This window comes from Phaeodactylibacter luteus (genome assembly GCF_007993045.1).
Lineage (GTDB): Bacteria > Bacteroidota > Bacteroidia > Chitinophagales > Saprospiraceae > Phaeodactylibacter > Phaeodactylibacter luteus.
Map to the genome: position 1 here is coordinate 16576 of NZ_VOOR01000030.1, position 16211 is coordinate 32786.

The following is a 16211-nucleotide window of genomic DNA, read 5'->3' on the forward strand; positions in this document are numbered from 1 at the left end:
GCAACTTGGCGTTAGACCTTACCACATGAACTATGAAATACGAAGCCATCAACCCCGAGCTTTTTCAATACAACCGGCAGCGCTTTATGCGCAAGATGCAACCGGAATCTATCGCCATCTTCCAGTCCAATGACCTTATGCCACGTAGCGGGGACACTTTTTTCCCTTTCCGGCAAAACAGCAGCCTTTTCTACCTCAGCGGGCTAGACCAAGAAGAAACTGTTGTCGTGCTTTTTCCGGATTGCATCAAGGAGGGGTTCCAGGAAGTGGCTTTCATCCGGCGTACAGACGAGGCGACTGCTATATGGGAGGGCGAGAAACTGACCCGGGAAAAAGCTAAGGAGATATCTGGGATAGACCGGGTTTATTGGCTAGATGAAATGGGCCCGATACTGCATGAGCTGATCCTCTTGTCCAAGCGCATTTACCTCAACCTCAATGAGCACGACCGCTTCCAAAGCGAGGTGCCCAGCCGCGACCTGCGCATGGCTCGTCAGCTGCAGGAGCGCTACCCCTTGCACAAGTACCACCGGGCACAGCCTATCTTGCGTAAGCTCGCCATGATAAAATCCCCAGCTGAGGTAGGGCTGATCCAACAATCTGTAGATATCACGGGCAAAGCTTTTGAACGGGTGCTCCGTTTTGTGAAGCCAGGGGTGATGGAGTATGAAGTGGAAGCCGAAATCATTTATGAGTTCACCCGCAATGGCGCCAACGGCCATGCCTATGAGCCTATCGTAGCCAGTGGGAAAAATACTTGTGTGCTCCACTATGTACAGAACAATCAGCCTTGCAAAGCCGGCGACCTGCTCTTGCTGGATTTCGGCGCGGAGTATGCCAACTATGCAGCCGACCTTAGCCGCACCATCCCCGTAAGCGGGCAGTTTTCTGAGCGGCAGCTAAAGGTTTACAATGCCGTTTTGCGGTGTATGCGCGGCGCTGTACAGCTCCTCCTGCCCGGCACCACGCTTGAAGAATACCACCGGGAAGTGGGCCGCATGGTTGAACAGGAGCTGCTGGGGCTGGGGCTCTTGGACAAAACAGACCTTAAAAACCAAAACAGCCGTTACCCGGCCTACAAGCGTTTCTTCATGCATGGCACTTCCCATCACCTGGGCATGGATGTGCACGACCTCTCCAACCGCTACGACCCCATTCAGGCGGGCATGGTGTTTACCTGCGAGCCTGGTATTTATATCCGGGAAGAAAACCTGGGCATCCGGCTGGAGAACAATATCCTTGTCACTGACAACGGGCCGGTAGACCTCACCGCAGGCATCCCCGTAGAAGCGGAGGCGATAGAAGAGCTCATGCAGCCCGGTGTCTTGAGCCGTACCTGACCTTAACCCGCCCTAATCATGAACTTAATACTGGAAGGGGTAAAGGTGGGGATGATACTGTGCTTCCTCATTGGGCCCATATTTTTTGCCATCGTGCAAGCCGGCGTGGAAGAAGGTTTCCGCGCAGGTGCTATGCTTGGGCTAGGCATTTGGGTTAGCGATTTCCTCTTTATCCTTTCTGTATACCTCGGCCTGGCTTATATCAGCCAAGTGGTCTCGGGCCCCAACTTCACCCTCTACCTCGGCATAGGCGGCAGCATAACGCTTGCCGCATTCGGTGCAGGCGCTCTGCTCACTGCGCCTAGGACAGGAGCGCTGCCGGAATGGTCCCGGCAGACCCTGCGGACCTCCTCCTACCACAGCTTGTGGCTCAAAGGCTTCCTCATCAATACCGTCAACCCTTTCACCTTCTTTTTCTGGATTGGCGTGGCCAGCTCTATGGTCGTGGAAGAAGGGCTGGCACCCCTAGATGCCCGCTTCTTCTTCGGCGGGGTACTGGGCACCATCATCGTTACCGATGTATTGAAAATCGTGCTCGCCAAGCGCATCCGCCAATGGCTGCGGCCAGTGCATTTGCTGTGGCTGCGCCGCATTTCAGGCGGCGCGCTCATCTTATTTGCCATCGTCTTGCTGGGGCGTACCTTATGGTCGCTTTGACCAAGCGCCAAAATGCAGCAGGCCTTAGCGCTATGATGGCAACGGCCTAGCGCTGCGAAGGGGTTTAAGCCCGATAGGGCCGAGCGGACAGCGAGCCCCGAAGCATAGCGGCACCTGCCGTTAGGCAGGGGCAGGCCCCATGCCAATGCACCAAACGTAGCTTCCGCTAGAATGGGCGTTACAAGCCTGTAAATGGGAAGGTTGGGCTGGCCCTCGCCTCAAGCCGGCTTTTGACAAAAATCAGCCGCTGCTACTGACGATAATCACCTCAAGGCCCTTCAGGCTGCTGCAACTTTGGAATACCAAAAAGGCTTAAAGATCAGAGCCTTGTCGCATTAATCACGCCAAAATTCTAAATTATGAACATCCTGGATCCGGTCAAAAGCATCATGACAACCAACCTCCTAACCGTTACCACAGGCGATAAGCTGACTGCGGTCAAGGAAATCTTTGACAACCACCGCGTGCACCACATCCCTGTGGTCCGCTACAAGGAGCTGGTCGGCATCATCAGCAAAACCGATTTCCTGCATTTCCTGCGCGGCTTCAACCGCAACGCAGAAGATGAATTTGTCAATGAAGCCCGCATGAGAGCCTATAAGGTAGAGGATATCATGACAAAAGGCATTGCCAAACTGGCACCGGAAGACCGGATCAATGTCGCGCTTGAGATTTTCCTGGAAAACCGCTTCCACGCCATCCCTGTCGTCAATGCCGCAGGAGAGCTGGAAGGCTTACTGACTACCTTCGACATCATCAAAACGCTGGCCCAGACGCCGGTTTCACCTGAGGATATCCTAGAGAGCCGTAAGCATTAAAGACCTTCTTCAATATGTGCTCCCGGGGCAGTGGGCCAGTGCCGGTTGAACTGCCCGGCCAATTGTGCCCTGCTGCCCCGGTATTCTTTTTAACCAGGCAACGGCACCCTTGCTTCCCGATGAGGCGGTGCCATTCCTGCAAGAAAGCCCCAATCATGAAAAAGATACTCGTCCCCACCGACTTCTCTGAGGTAGCTGCCAATGCCTACCGCTTTGCACAGGTCTTGAGCGAGCGCGTAGGGGCTCACACCGAACTCCTACACGCTTACCATCCTTCATTTGACTACGCCAACCCCTACTTGGATGTACCGGCCGTAGAGTTTGAACAAATCAAACAAGAACTCCTGCAGCAGTTTGCAGAAGCCTATACCGATGCACAAGGGGGAGTGGCTGTGCTGCCCAAGACCCGGCTCAACATTGGGTTTGCCGCAGAGGAGATTGTCCGGCTTTCAGAAGGCTATGACCTGATCGTCATGGGCACTACTGGCCAGGGCAACCTGCTAGAACGGGCCTTCGGCAGTGTCTCTACCCATGTAGCGCGTTTTGCCAAATGCCCGGTGCTCCTCGTGCCTCGGCAGTGCAAATGCCAGAGCATAGAACAGGTTGTTTTTGCCAGCAGCCACCCGGAAGCGGACGCTGCCCTGCTTGAGCCCGTGCTTGATATCGCAGGGGGCGATGTGAAAGATGTACACTTTGTGCATGTGGAAAAACAAGCCCACCTGCCTTACCACATCGGAGAGGCCATGCATGAAAAAGCCTCCTACGCGGGCCACCCGAACTTGGGCATACACGCTATCGAAATTGAGTGCCCCGATGTACAGGAGGGGGTCATCCAATACGCCGACGAGGCCGGCGCGGATATGATTGTCACGGGTACCGTGCAGCGCAGCTTTTTAGACCGCCTTTTCCACAAGAGCGTGACCCGCCAAATGGCGTTCCACACGGAAGTGCCCTTGTTGGTCATGAAGCTCGATGCTTGAGCCAATATCATACATCGTGCGCTAGCTCATGTATAAGGCCTAAAGGGGCGCCAGCCAGATTGCCGTTTTTTTTTGGAGGGGCCTGCCCCTGCCCGATGGCAGGTGCCGCTATGCTACGGGGCTCGCTGTCCGCTCGGCCCTAACGGGCTCTTAAACCCCTTCGCAGCGCTAGGCCGATGCCAGCCTAAAGCCCGGATAGCATAAATGCCTGCCTGAAGTGAAGGCTGGGCGGAGCTACTGCCAGAAACTGTAGCGGATCACTGCACCGCGATTGCGGGCTTTTCACAGGTATTTAGTGCACTTCAGGCTGATGAGGGCTACCGTTTCTCGAAGTCCCAGTAAGGGGCCATCTTCTGCTTCGTTTCTAGCGGCAGTGCCAATATTTTCTCCACATCCTCTCCCGACTGGAAAGGGCCGTGCTGACTGCGGTAAGCCACGATAGCATTGGCTTCCTTCCAGCCTAGGTAGGGGTGTCGCTGTAGAGCTGCTGCATCGGCTGTATTGATACTGACCTTCCGGTAAATGGCAGAATGCTTTAGCAAAGGGCGGATTTGTTCAAATGTGGAATCTGGCAGCCCGTAGGTTTCTTTTATTTGAGCTATGCTGGAAAAACCACCTAGTTTTTCCCGGAAACCGCAAATCCGGCGGGCGTAGGCAGGGCCTATCCCTGGCAGGGCTTGCCAAGCTTCCGGCCCGTCCTTGTTGATGTCTACGCCCATTGGGGCCGCATCGGGCTGTGCCTTAGCGCTTTTGGCAGCACCCCCTTCGCCCTCTGAAGGCCTTGGCGCAATACGCACCCAAGGCAATAGCCGCTCCTTGTCCTCAGCTTCTAGCCCGTACAATTTCCCCAAATCTTCTGGAGAACGGAATTGGCCGCCTTTGCTGCGGTAGTTGACCAGCGTTTTAACCGCCCTCGGTGGCAGGCCCAGCAGATTGAGGCTGTCTTCTGGCAGCGTATTGGGATCGAATGGGAAAAGGGCCGGCTCAGGGCTTGTGGCGGCAATCTGCTCCGGCACTTTGCCTCGGGCAGGCGGCGTATGAATTGAGATATAAGGCTGGAGGCGCAGATAATCCTCTTCCGATAAGGTATACAGCTTTTTCAGCTCCTCGGCATGGCCAAATGGGCCGACTTTTTCCCTGTAATTGATAAGGGTATAAGCAGTGCGCCTTGGCAAGCCCAAGAGCAATAGGCTATCCAAAGGCAGGGTATTGGGGTCGAAGTAAAATAATTTGGCAGAAGGGGGCCGGCCAACTTCCGCTTCAATTTGGGGCGGCGCCTCAGCGTCCTGCAGGTTTTGCCGGAAGGCGTTGACTTCATCCTGAAACTGCCTAAGGCTTTCCGCCGAGCTCCGGCTGCTATTCTGGAAGGCAGAGGGGGCCAATAGCACAACGATGACCACCCCGGCAAGCAGCCCGGCGCCTACCCGTTCGGTTTTTGAAAAGTAGAGGGATTCGGTTAGCCATTTTTTCATATCTCGGGGGTATTGAAGTGGGCTTCGACAAGCAGCTCAGGCTGCCAGGTTATGGTAGCAGCCCCGCTCTCGGAGGTGTACAAAAAAGGGACCTGGGCTTTTTTTGCAGCCGCTGCCCATTCCCGGGCAGCCCAAGGCGGGTTGCTGCCATCAGCTATGATATAGCGGGGCTTGCACTGATTGATCAATTCCCTTAGGTCTACTTTAGGGTTATGGCTGAGCAGGACCAGGTCTGTGGCAGGCATTGGCCCCGCCTGGCTGGAAGGAAGCGTTTCGGGGGAACAGAGCAGCAGGCGCAGCCCGTTGAAGAACCAGAAACCGTCTTGGCCCCAGACGAAAGGGGGAACGTCGGCCCCTTGGGCAGGCAGAAAGCTTCCCATAGGCTCAGCCGACCGGGCCAGCCGGTGCCCTTCCACAGCAAACCCCAGTTTAGATAGCTCGAGCTGGCTATCATAAATAGGCCAGGCTTCTGCCCCCCTGAAGTAATCCATGGCGCTATGCCTGTATATCTGATAGACCACTAGCGCTTCCTGCCCGGACGCCTCATACAACCGGTGCGCGCGTAGCGCGGAGGCCAGGAGCAGCGCCACGAGCGCAGCCATCGCCCAATGTGCTCGGCGCGAACGGGCGGCGGCAATACCCAACAGCAGGGCCAGGTAGAGCAGGGCAGCCCCGGCTGCACTCAAATGTATACCTCCCATAAGGCCGCCGGGCAGGCCCTGAACGAGGAAAACGCCTGAATTGGCCAGCCAGATCAGCCCGTAGAGCATTTTGCCAACCCCTGTGCCCAGCAAGGGGATGCTCTGCACCAGCAGCAACAGCAGGCCGCCCCCGAGGATAAAGCCAGCGGCTATGACGACGATGATGCCAGATAAGATAAAGTATACAGGAAACTGATGGAAGTAGTATAAACTCAGGGGGAGTGTGCCCAGCTGTGCCGCCAGGGCAACGGCCGTAAGCTGCCAAAGGTAGTCGCCAGCCCTATTTTTGATCAACCACAGCCGGTATATCCGGGGCTGGAAATACACGATGCCGAGCACTGCCAGATAAGAAAGTTGGAACCCTACCTGGCTGATGAGATTAGGGTTGGCGCAGAGCAGTACAAAAGCAGAGGCTGCCAGTGTGTTGTATACACTTGAAGACCTGCGGGAGGCCTGCCCAACGGCTAGGAAGCTGAACATAGTCGCTGCCCTTAGGACAGACGGAGACGCGCCTGTAATCAAGGCAAAAGCCCAAATGCCGGCTATCACCAGCCCAGTCCGGGTTATTTCCCACTTGCGCCCGCTGAGGGGTATGCGTTTGAGCAGAAAAAAGAGCAGTAACTGTACAAGCCCGACATGCAAGCCGGAAACCGCTAGTACATGCATGGCACCGGTATCAGCATATGCATTTTTGACTTCATCGGTCAGTGCGGCTTTATGCCCCAGGATGAGTGCAGCGCCTACCGCCATTTCGTTGGGGGTAGGCAAGTGGTGCCGAAGCGTGGAAAGGGCCATATCCTGCCATTGGGCAGTGAGGGTAAGCAAGGTTTTCTGGTGGCCGAGCCACAGCCATTGCCCCTCCCCGATGAAGGCCTGATGGTAAATGCCTTGCCCCTCAAGGTAAGCCCGGTAGTCAAACTGATCGGGGTTGGCAGGCGGATTGGGCCGCCGGAGCTCGGTTTGGAAAAGCAGGAGGTCGCCAGGCCGGAGGCCTCGCGAGGCCGCATCGATATCGAGGTAAGCAAGGATGCCGCCCTCAGCTTGGCGGAGCAAGGTATCGGTTTGGGGTTGCACCCCTTGACATTGAAGCTGTAGGCGGAGCTTGCGGCCGGTATCTTCAATCCGCTGAATGCGCCCGACGACCGTGGCAGATTGGGCAGCGGAGCCATAATGCAACAAGTGGCTGGGCTGGTACTTGGGCTGCTGGGCTATCGCCAGAAGGAAGCCCAAGGCAGAGAAGGAAGCTATGACAGCAACCCCTGGCCAGATACGCTGATGGAACGGGGTTTTGCGGGTATTCATCCAAGCGAGGGCCGCAAGGCTTAGCGCCCCGGCTCCGGCAACCGCATACACGTTGATATCCCAACGGCTAAGGCCGATGCCGGCTAGCAGTGCCAGTAATAGGCGGAGCATAGGTATTTCTCGCCAATTCATAGGGTTCGGGGTGTGTAATACTTGCGGGGCAGCCCCTAATGTTGACCTTAAATTAACCATTTTCAGGAAAACCTGGAAGCGTAATGTAACCGATTTGCGCTACAGGGCATTATTAAAGCGTTATTTTAGCTTCACAAATGATGTTTTCAATATGCCTGCTCGTATCCTTGCTGCCCCATTTATCATCGGCGCCCTGTTGTTTTTGTTCCTTACCTGGGAAGTAGATGGGAGGTACAGCTGGTGGATCATCCCTTGGGTAATTGCGCTGGCCGTGGTGTTCACCCTGAGCCCACAGATCAATTGGTGGTGGTATCAGCGTTACCCGCCAGATCTAAACACCGGCTTGCGGAAGATGCTGGAGCGCTTTTCGCCTTATTACCAGCGGTTGAGCAAGGAAGAGCAGCTGCGCTTCCGACAGCGCATGGCTTTGTACCAAGAGGCCAATGACTTTATGGGGAAGGGCATAGAGGACGTGCCTGCCGATCTGAAAGCGGTGGCTGCGGCTTGTGCGGTACAGCTTACATTCGGCAAGGAAGACTTCTTGTTGAGCCCTTTTGAGCACATCATCTTTTTCCCTCAGCCTTTCCCTTCTCCTCAATATCCAGAAAATTACCATGCTTCAGAGATTTATGAGGAAGACGGCGCAGTGCTTTTTTCTGCAGAACAATTGATGAAAGGTTTTCTGGAGCCCGGAGCCTACTACAATATTGGGCTGCACGAGTATGCCAAAGCGTTTGAGCGGGTTGATGCTCAGCAAGAATTCCCACCTTTGGGCGAAGGCCACTGGGAAGAACTGGAGCAAATCAGTGGGTTTTCCTACCCGGCCATACAGCAGTGGATCAATCTTGACCCTATACCGCTCCGCCCGGTGAGCATTACGCTTTTTTTTACTTTCCCCGACCGTTTCCGGGAGGTATGCCCAAAATTGTACGCTGCTTATGCCCGTATTTTCAACCAATCGCCTGCAGTAGGGGAGGTGCTCAACGCTTAACTCATCATTTTGTTGGTGACCAAGACACGCTGTGCCAGTACACGGGCGAGGTTGCGCCAGAGCAGCGCCCGGTCTGACTCCAGCTGCAGCTGATCGATAGCAGACTCCCGGAACAAAACCACTTCCGTATCTGGGCTGGCTGCTACAAGCTGTGCCGTGCGGCGGGTATTGAGCACAAAAGCGATCTCTCCCAAAATGTCACCTTCCCCGAGCATGACAATAGGCTGCCCGCCTATGAGCACCCGGACGAGCCCGTTGCGCACATAGCCAAAGGATTTGCCGCCATCGTTCTCTGCGAGCACCACTTCGCCTTCCCGGCAATTGATGATGAGGGCGTCTCGCAGCAAGGTTTCCCGGCCTTGGTCGCTCAGCCCGTCGGTAATCAGGTGGTGCTGTTTGAACTCTTGGTCGTTTTCAGGATAAAATGCGGCTCCGGTCTGCAGCTCTTTATTTTCCCGGACGAGGTTGTAGTACCATTCACAGATGGCCTGGTAGCGCTCAAAGCGGATGCCCCTCAGCATAGGCATAAGTGGAGAATTGATGATGGAGAGGTAGTCCATGTCGGGCAGGCAGATCATAGGGATGCGGAAGTCGCCATGAGCCCCTTTTTGCAACGGCCCGATCGGCCGCATGCCCAGCCGCTTGTGAATGGAATAATGGCCGGGGTCGGAAGACATCAGCAGTGCAAGCCCGCCCGCCTTGAGCACCTCTACAAAGCAGTGGCTCAGCAGCACAGGTATGGCTGGGGTGTTGAGGTAAGTGTTGTGGAATGAAAAATGAGAAAGCACGGCCAGCTGGGGAAGGTCGTGCCGCCGTACATGAGAGAAGGCTGTCTCCGGGCCAGCAAGGCTAGGGGCTGCGTTCCGCAGCAGCACGCAGGCGACCACTTCGCCAGAGCGGGTATCTTGGCAGGCCACAAGCTGCCCCTTTTCAAGGGTGTCGTGGAGCTGCCCGTGGCTAGGCAACAGCCGTATACAAGCTTCCCGGTCCTGCGTTTCGGTTACAAAAAACGCCCGGTATTTGCCTATCCAAAGGTCCCATTCTAATGCTATGCTGTCTATTAAGCCCATGCGCTGAAGATAGGGACTTCATACAGGATGAGGAAGCCCGGGCACCGAATAATTACAATGCCCGGGCCAGGTGTAGCGGGAGGTTTAAAATTTCAGCCCTACGCTAAGCTGCAGGAAGTGGGCATCGAGGTCGAGCGCGCCCAGGCTGTTCTCTTGGAAGCGGTAGCCCAAGGAAGCGGTATAGGCAAAATTGCTGTTGACGGATTTCTGTACGCCTCCGCCTAAGCCTAGCATCAGGCCGCCGTCTGCATTATCATCGAGGAAGCCCAGCCCATAGCCTGCGTTGCCAAAAAAGAAAGGGGCCCACTCGGTCAATGAAGGGTAAAGGCGCACATCGGCATAAAGAGGGACTAGTTCGTACCCATCGTGCCACTCGATGCCAAGGCCTGCTCCGAGGCTTACTTTACGGCTGATGTGGTAGCCATTGATGGTATGTATGGCAAAGTACCCGCCGTCGTTGTCCACACCCCCTTCGGCGCCCAACGTGCCAATGCCAAAGCCATAGCCGAGGGTAGTGATATTGGTGAAGCCAGTACCGTCGTGCACCATGATTTTATTGCTCAAATTCTCGTGGCGGAAAGACTCTCGGCCCACCCGGCGCACCTCATCTACAGAAAAGGTATAGACATCGCTCTCGGTTGTCATAATTTGTATGCCGTCGGCATCTAGCGGTTTGATGATCGAGCCCTTGATGACTCTTCCGTCTTTGAGGTAGACGACGTCCATTTTGTCTTGTGCGAAGCCGGCAAGGGCCATCAGGCACATTGTGAGTGTGAGCAGAATTTTTTTCATGGCTGTATAGGTTTGGTTGTAGGATGGGCAGACGGAGACAGTGCATGCAGGCCCGGTGTAGCCAGGCTGCTGACCTGCAGCCTTCCGTTACCGTTAAGGCGCAGGTTGGCCTCTTCCATCCGTTGGTTGTATTGATTAAAAAACGTTATGCTAATGTTGTTGAAGCCCTTTTTGAGGGGTATCCGCTGATAGTGGATTTGAGCGGGGAGCGACTGCCAGGAGCGGATATCTGCCCGTTCGGTTGCTGCGTTGACGATGCTCATGGCCCCACTCAGGACAATGCCGAGGGTTTCATCATATTCTTCCTCCTTTTCTTCGCTTTTTTTCTTTTCCGCCCCATCTTCTCCGTCCGCTTCTTCGCTGTCCTGTTTTTTGGTTTTGATGGTGCGCAGGCCTGCTTCAACAGCCTTTTTTGCCGCCAGGCGCAGCAGGGCACTGCCAAGCTCCCGCACGAATCGGTCGCGCAGAGACTGCTCGGCTATGACGTTGAAGTCTTCTACCGGCTCCATCTTGCTCAGCCCCCCGTGGTATTTGACCTGAGCCCACTGCAAGGGCGTGTTGCGGCGCTGAAAATAAGGCAAGGCTACGCTGATGTTGCTCAGCCCCGCAAAACCGTTGAACTCGTCGTAGACCTCCTGTCCATAGTCATATTCCAGCCCGCTCTTTTGATTGACAAAGCGCACTTGATGGGCATCGCCCTGCCGGAAAATATTAAAACCAATAATCTGCTCTTCTTTGATTGGCCCCTGCCCGTTTTCCCAAAACAGGACGAGGCTGCCGCCTTCCCCTTCCTGCTCTCGGCAGCGGGGCTTAAGGGCTTTGCGGTAGCGCTCTGCCTCCCCTTTAAAGCCATTGGCCTCCGCCATCCGGATGAGGTCGCACTTCAGTTGTTCGGGCATTGGAGTGCCCATATAAGGCCCAAGCTTCCCATCTTGCAGGAATAGGTTGGCAGCATTGCGGTAAGCAATAAAAGCATTGTTCCACTCTCCGTTCATTTCGTAGCTAAGGCCCATCATGAGGTGGCCCAGGACATCGTCCCGGTATTTGAGCGGTTTGTCTGGCACCGCATCGTTGAGCGCCTGCAACCGGATATTCATACGGCGGGCTTCCACGCGTGCCCCTTCCAGGTTGTTGAGCTGAAGGTAGTTGAGGCTCTTTTGGTAGTGTACAGCCACATTCTCAAAATACTCCGTCTGATAGGGCAGTACCCTAGGATTGCTGACTACTGCCAAGCCCTGCGCACCGACAGAAGCCCGGCGGTCTTCGATGAGAAGGTCAGCCTGATTGAGGTGCTCATTGCTCTGTTGCAAATCGCCCTGCAAGCGGGCAAGGGCCCCTAGCTCGAGGTAGTACAAGACCTGGTTGCGGTCCTTTTTATAAAACTTCTTTTTTTCAATCAGGCGGGAGGCGCCCTCAAGGTCAGCCTGCCCAAGCATGTCATGGTACAACCCTCTATACTTTTCAAAAGAGCTGCAAGAAGACAAGCTCAGGAGCAGCGCCAAGAGCCATAGGTAGGAGTGCTTCATCGGGGTGCGGGTTAGTCAGCGGAGGTGAGTGCGCACCGTACGCGGAGCGGCGTACGGTGCACTGAGCAAAAACAGTAGGCGGCAGCAGGAAGGCAGCCATCGCCAATGCTTTTAGAGCGTGTTGGGACTTTAGCAATCGGTCTATCCCGCTAGACAGCGGGACACTTTTTCGCTTATACTTCGCCCCGAAAATCCTTCCCGCTTTTGTGCATCAAAAGCGGGACTTGGCTAAACTCCGGTTTTCGGGTCTCGTCTAATCAAAAAATTACTAGTTTTCGACTAGAAGGCCAAAATCCCAACACGCTCTTAGTTTTTGACGAACTTTTTGATTTTCTTATCGCCAATCCAGACTACTTCATTGGTCTCCATGTGAGTGAGGGTCATATCGATCTGGTAGTAAATGACTTTCTCCCTTTTGTAGGCATCCATAATGGAATTGATGGAGCCCTGCAGCATGTAATCGGCTCCGACTTCGAGGCCCCATTTTTTCATGGTAGATTGAGAGGCATTGGTTTGTTGGTCGGCCCTTTCCCGGCGCACCTGTTCCCTCTTGGCACCGCCTTGCACCAGCCTTACCCTTCCACTTTTGACAAAAGCTTTTTCCAGCTCTTTGGTAAAGACCTCCGACTCGATATGTTCATGGGATTTGTTTTCGACCATGCCTACGATGACGACAGGCTCTTCGCCGTTGTTTTCACGGGTGTGCCTGCCGAGCCATGGCTGCCCCATAATTTCAGTGACGAGCTCTGCAGCGGTAAGGCGGGCGTCTGTATCGTTCCAGCGCCCGCTCAGGTCTACGGTAGTATCGGTATCGATGCGCTGAATTTTGCGGTTGCAGGAGGTGCCCAGCAGCAGGGCGAGGAACAATAATGGGAAAAGAGGCTTCATGTGAGTATTTTTATGGTTTTCCGGCCAGCTCCGGCTGGCAAAAGTGAGTAGTTGAAAAAGAGGGGTGCAGCCCCGTGGCCCAAGGTTTGAGGTATGCTGTCAACGTTTTTAAGCGCAGGGAGGCAGAAAAAGGGAAAGCCAGCAACTACAGGCCTTGGGCTGATGGGCCGCATAGCAGTATTTTACCAGCCCCAGTAGTAATAGCCATAGGGGCCCATCGGCTGTAAGAACCTACGGTTGCGTACCCGCTCCAGGCGCAGTTCCTGCCGGAATTCCCGGCGCTGCTGCCTGCGCATCTCTTTGATGAGCATAGGGTCATAAGCTTCGTAGGTCTGATCTGAGGTAGCGCCCATAGATTGTGCGTGGCCGCTCCCAGTTTGCCCGGCGTAGGCCTGATACGCTTCTTTGGCACGCGGGTTTTGGCCGGCCGCTTGTGCGTGTACGGCTGTAGCTAGTGCAAGTAGGGCAAGGATGGAAAACAGGTGCTTTTTCATAATCGAACGTTTTATAAGTTCAAATATAGGCGTAATCTCCATGTGATGCCGGCTTTTAACGGGGGGTTAACGCCATAAGCTGGGCTTTAATAATTGGTTAACGGTTCTTTTCGTACAATGAGCCTGGCGGCTGTAAAGTTTGTAATTTTCGGCTATGAATCTCATAAGACCACTCCCCTCTCCACCAGTCAAGCGGCTGGCCATACAAGTGAAGCCTGCGGCCGAGCGTGCCCTTAGGCAGGGCCACCCTTGGATATTTGAAGAAGCTATTACCCGCCAACAAGCCGAAGGGGAAGCCGGTAGCCTGGCCGTAGTTTTTGACCGCAAGAAAGACAAATTCCTGGCCGTGGGGCTGTACGACCCGTATTCCCCCATCCGGATAAAGGTGCTGCAGGCTGGGCGGCCTGCCCACATCGGCCAAAGCTTTTTCGCTGCTCGGATAGCGGAGGCGTACGCCCGGAGGAGGCCCCTGCTTGAAACCGACACCGACAGCTACCGCCTGATCTATGGGGAGAACGACGGGCTGCCTGGCCTGGTAGCCGATGTATATGGGCAAGTGCTGGTGCTCAAGCTTTACAGCCTGATATGGCTGCCCTACCTGCCGTCGGTCCTTCCCGCCCTCCTTCAATCGAGCGGCTCCGCCACAGCCGTCCTCCGCCTGAGCCGCAACCTCCAATCCCGCCCGGCCCTCCTACATGGCCTATCCGACGGACAAGTCCTCACAGGTGCCCTGCCCGAAGAAGAAATCATCTTCCGCGAGCATGGGCTGCGCTTCTCGGCCAATGTAGTCAAGGGGCATAAAACAGGCTATTTCCTCGACCACCGCCACAACCGCAAACGCATCGGGGAGCTGTCAAAGGGCAAGCGGGTGCTTGATGTCTTCGCTTATGCCGGGGGGTTCTCCGTACATGCCCTGGCCGGGGGCGCCTCCGAAGTGGTTAGCTTGGACATCAGTGCTCAAGCCCTCGGAATGGCCCGTAAAAATGCGGCCCTCAACGGGCTTTCTGGCCGGCATCATACCTTAGCCGGTGATGCCTTCCAGGCTATGCGGCAGCTTTGCCAAGACGGCGAGGTATTCGACATCGTTATTGTAGACCCCCCTTCTTTTGCCAAACAGGCTACTGAGCACAGCCGGGCGATTGAGGCCTATCAGCAGCTGGCTGAACTGGCGGCTGCGCTGGTAGCGGAAGGCGGGCTCCTGCTATTGGCTTCCTGTTCCAGCCGGGTGCCTGCCGAGGACTTCTTTGAGGCCATATCCGCTGCCCTGGGCCAGTTGCCCCGGCATTTCCGCGAAGTAGCCCGGACCTTTCACGATGTAGACCACCCCATCGGTTTCCCGCAGGGGGCCTACCTCAAAGCGGTATACCTTGAGGCGACATAACAACAAAGCGGCAGGTTCGGGGGTTACCCCGTTGCAGCAGCTGCGCTTACTGCCAAGTTTAATAAAACCACCAACTATGCGATACCTACCTTTTCTTTTTCTCCTTGCGATTGTAAGCTTGGGCAGCTGTGCGCAGCCTGAAGCGGAGGAGGCTCTATCCGGCAGCATAGCCGAGGAAAGCCTTTTAGAAATATCCATACCCGAGCTGGGGAAACAGTACCGGGATGGCAGCCTGACGGTGCTGCAGGCCGTGCAGTATTACCTAGCTCGTATTGAAGCAATAGACCAAAATGGGCCAGGGCTACGGGCTGTCCTGGCGGTCAACCCCGAGGCAGAAGACATCGCCCGGGCGCTCGATGCAGAGCTGAAATCCGGCAAAGACCGTGGCCCGCTACATGGCGTGCCAGTACTGCTAAAGGACAATATTGATACAGGCGACAAGCAGCCTACTACAGCAGGCAGCCGCGCCTTATTGGGCAATTTTGCAGCCGAAGATGCCCCCATCGTGGCGCGGTTGCGCGAGGCAGGGGCCATAATCCTCGGCAAAACCAACCTAAGCGAATGGGCTAATTTCCGCAGTACCCACTCTAGCAGCGGATGGAGCGGAGCTGGTGGGCAGACCCATAACCCCTACCATTTGTCATGCAACCCCTGTGGCTCGAGCTCCGGCTCTGGCGTAGCCGTTTCGGCCAACCTCTGCGCTTTTGCGATTGGGACAGAGACCAATGGCTCCATCGTCTGCCCGTCCTCTGCCAACGGTATCGTAGGCATAAAGCCGACAGTGGGGCTGCTGAGCCGAACAGGCATCATTCCAATTTCTTTCACCCAGGATACTCCTGGCCCTATGGCCCGGACAGTAACGGATGCAGCGATCGCACTGGGCGCTATGGTAGGCGAAGACCCTAAGGACCCCAAAACGGAGGGCAGTAGTGCGTTTGCAAAAAAAGATTACACCCCTTTCCTGGACAGCACCGCGCTGAAAGGCAAGCGCCTAGGCTATTATACGGCGGTAAAAGGCCAGCACTACAAGGTAGATGCCGTTATGGGGCAAGCCATAGCCCAGCTGAAGGAGCAAGGGGCAGAGGTAGTTGAAATAAACGCCCGCGTCCCTTCGAAGGCAGGCGGGCTAAGCTATCAGATCATGCTATACGAGTTTAAGGATGGGCTGAACGCTTACCTTGGCAAGCTTGGCGAAGATGCCCCGGTGCAGGACATCGATGCGCTCATCGCTTTCAATAAGGCAGATGGGGTAGAGCTTCAGCATTTCCATCAGGATATTCTGGAGCAGGCTGCTGCTATGGGCGGCTTGGAAAGCGAGGGCTATACTACTGCCCTAGAAGAGATGCTGCGCCTGTCGAGAGAAGAGGGTATAGATAAAATCATGGAGGAGCATCAGTTGGATGCCCTGATCGCGCCGACGGGCGGCCCGGCCTGGAAAACAGACCACGCCAATGGAGACCACTACACCTTAGGCAGTTCTTCGCCTGCTGCGCGGGCCGGCTACCCCAATATCACGGTGCCCATGGGTATGGTAGATGGGCTCCCAGTTGGCATTTCGTTTTTTGGGCGGGCCTGGAGCGAGCCGCTGTTGATTGGGCTGGCGTATGATTTTGAACAAGCTGCACAAGCAAGAGCCGTGCCCACGTTTGAGCCCTAAGGGCAGCATA

14 protein-coding genes are annotated in these 16211 nt (G+C 55.4%); 7 read left to right on the top strand and 7 right to left on the bottom strand.

Annotation, left to right across the window (positions count from 1 at the left end; genetic code table 11):
• Window positions 1-32: 32 nt before the first annotated feature.
• The 4 genes from FRY97_RS14075 (at window position 33) to FRY97_RS14090 (ending at window position 3795) form a co-directional block, all read left to right on the top strand.
• Window positions 33-1340: an aminopeptidase P N-terminal domain-containing protein gene (locus FRY97_RS14075; protein WP_147168190.1), complete on the top strand. Its 1308-nt coding sequence runs from the start codon at window positions 33-35 to the stop codon at window positions 1338-1340.
• 18 nt (window positions 1341-1358) lie between these two features.
• Window positions 1359-1997, top strand: a complete 639-nt coding sequence (locus tag FRY97_RS14080; RefSeq protein WP_147168191.1) for a LysE family translocator — start codon at window positions 1359-1361, stop codon at window positions 1995-1997.
• A 359-nt stretch (window positions 1998-2356) separates the two neighbouring features.
• Window positions 2357-2815 carry a CBS domain-containing protein gene (locus FRY97_RS14085; protein ID WP_147168192.1) on the top strand — a complete coding sequence of 153 codons (459 nt, stop codon included), beginning with the start codon at window positions 2357-2359 and terminating at the stop codon, window positions 2813-2815.
• Window positions 2816-2970: 155 nt separating this feature from the next.
• The gene (locus FRY97_RS14090) at window positions 2971-3795 is read left to right on the top strand and encodes a universal stress protein (RefSeq protein WP_170254650.1); all 825 of its coding nucleotides are present in this window, start codon (window positions 2971-2973) and stop codon (window positions 3793-3795) included.
• Window positions 3796-4112: 317 nt separating this feature from the next.
• Here FRY97_RS14090 and FRY97_RS14095 read toward each other — a convergent pair whose 3' ends face one another.
• Together FRY97_RS14095 and FRY97_RS14100 are read right to left on the bottom strand one after the other, a co-directional pair.
• A complete protein-coding gene (locus FRY97_RS14095) occupies window positions 4113-5267 on the bottom strand; it encodes a helix-hairpin-helix domain-containing protein (protein ID WP_147168194.1) in 1155 nt (384 codons plus the stop codon).
• Window positions 5264-7402, bottom strand: coding sequence for a ComEC/Rec2 family competence protein (locus FRY97_RS14100; protein ID WP_170254651.1), 2139 nt, complete (start codon window positions 7400-7402; stop codon window positions 5264-5266). The genes FRY97_RS14095 and FRY97_RS14100 overlap by 4 nt, the downstream gene beginning before the upstream one ends.
• A gap of 151 nt (window positions 7403-7553) precedes the next feature.
• On the opposite strand from FRY97_RS14100, the gene FRY97_RS14105 reads away from it, so the two are divergent.
• Entirely contained in the window at window positions 7554-8393 is an 840-nt protein-coding gene (locus FRY97_RS14105; protein WP_170254652.1) for a zinc-dependent peptidase, read from the top strand.
• Here FRY97_RS14105 and FRY97_RS14110 read toward each other — a convergent pair.
• The 5 genes from FRY97_RS14110 to FRY97_RS14130 form a co-directional block, all read right to left on the bottom strand.
• Window positions 8390-9463, bottom strand: coding sequence for a Crp/Fnr family transcriptional regulator (locus FRY97_RS14110; RefSeq protein WP_147168197.1), 1074 nt, complete (start codon window positions 9461-9463; stop codon window positions 8390-8392). The genes FRY97_RS14105 and FRY97_RS14110 overlap by 4 nt on opposite strands.
• 84 nt (window positions 9464-9547) lie before the next feature.
• A complete protein-coding gene (locus FRY97_RS14115) occupies window positions 9548-10255 on the bottom strand; it encodes a hypothetical protein (protein WP_147168198.1) in 708 nt (235 codons plus the stop codon).
• Window positions 10252-11781, bottom strand: coding sequence for a COG3014 family protein (locus FRY97_RS14120; protein ID WP_147168199.1), 1530 nt, complete (start codon window positions 11779-11781; stop codon window positions 10252-10254). The genes FRY97_RS14115 and FRY97_RS14120 overlap by 4 nt, the downstream gene beginning before the upstream one ends.
• A 306-nt stretch (window positions 11782-12087) precedes the next feature.
• A complete protein-coding gene (locus FRY97_RS14125) occupies window positions 12088-12669 on the bottom strand; it encodes a penicillin-binding protein activator LpoB (protein WP_147168200.1) in 582 nt (193 codons plus the stop codon).
• Window positions 12670-12851: 182 nt separating this feature from the next.
• A complete protein-coding gene (locus tag FRY97_RS14130) occupies window positions 12852-13163 on the bottom strand; it encodes a hypothetical protein (protein ID WP_147168201.1) in 312 nt (103 codons plus the stop codon).
• 154 nt (window positions 13164-13317) lie between these two features.
• Here FRY97_RS14130 and FRY97_RS14135 point away from each other — a divergent pair, with 154 nt between their 5' ends.
• Together FRY97_RS14135 and FRY97_RS14140 are read left to right on the top strand one after the other, a co-directional pair.
• Window positions 13318-14544 carry a class I SAM-dependent rRNA methyltransferase gene (locus FRY97_RS14135; protein ID WP_147168202.1) on the top strand — a complete coding sequence of 409 codons (1227 nt, stop codon included), beginning with the start codon at window positions 13318-13320 and terminating at the stop codon, window positions 14542-14544.
• 76 nt (window positions 14545-14620) lie between these two features.
• A complete protein-coding gene (locus FRY97_RS14140) occupies window positions 14621-16201 on the top strand; it encodes an amidase (protein ID WP_147168203.1) in 1581 nt (526 codons plus the stop codon).
• Window positions 16202-16211 lie beyond the last annotated feature (10 nt).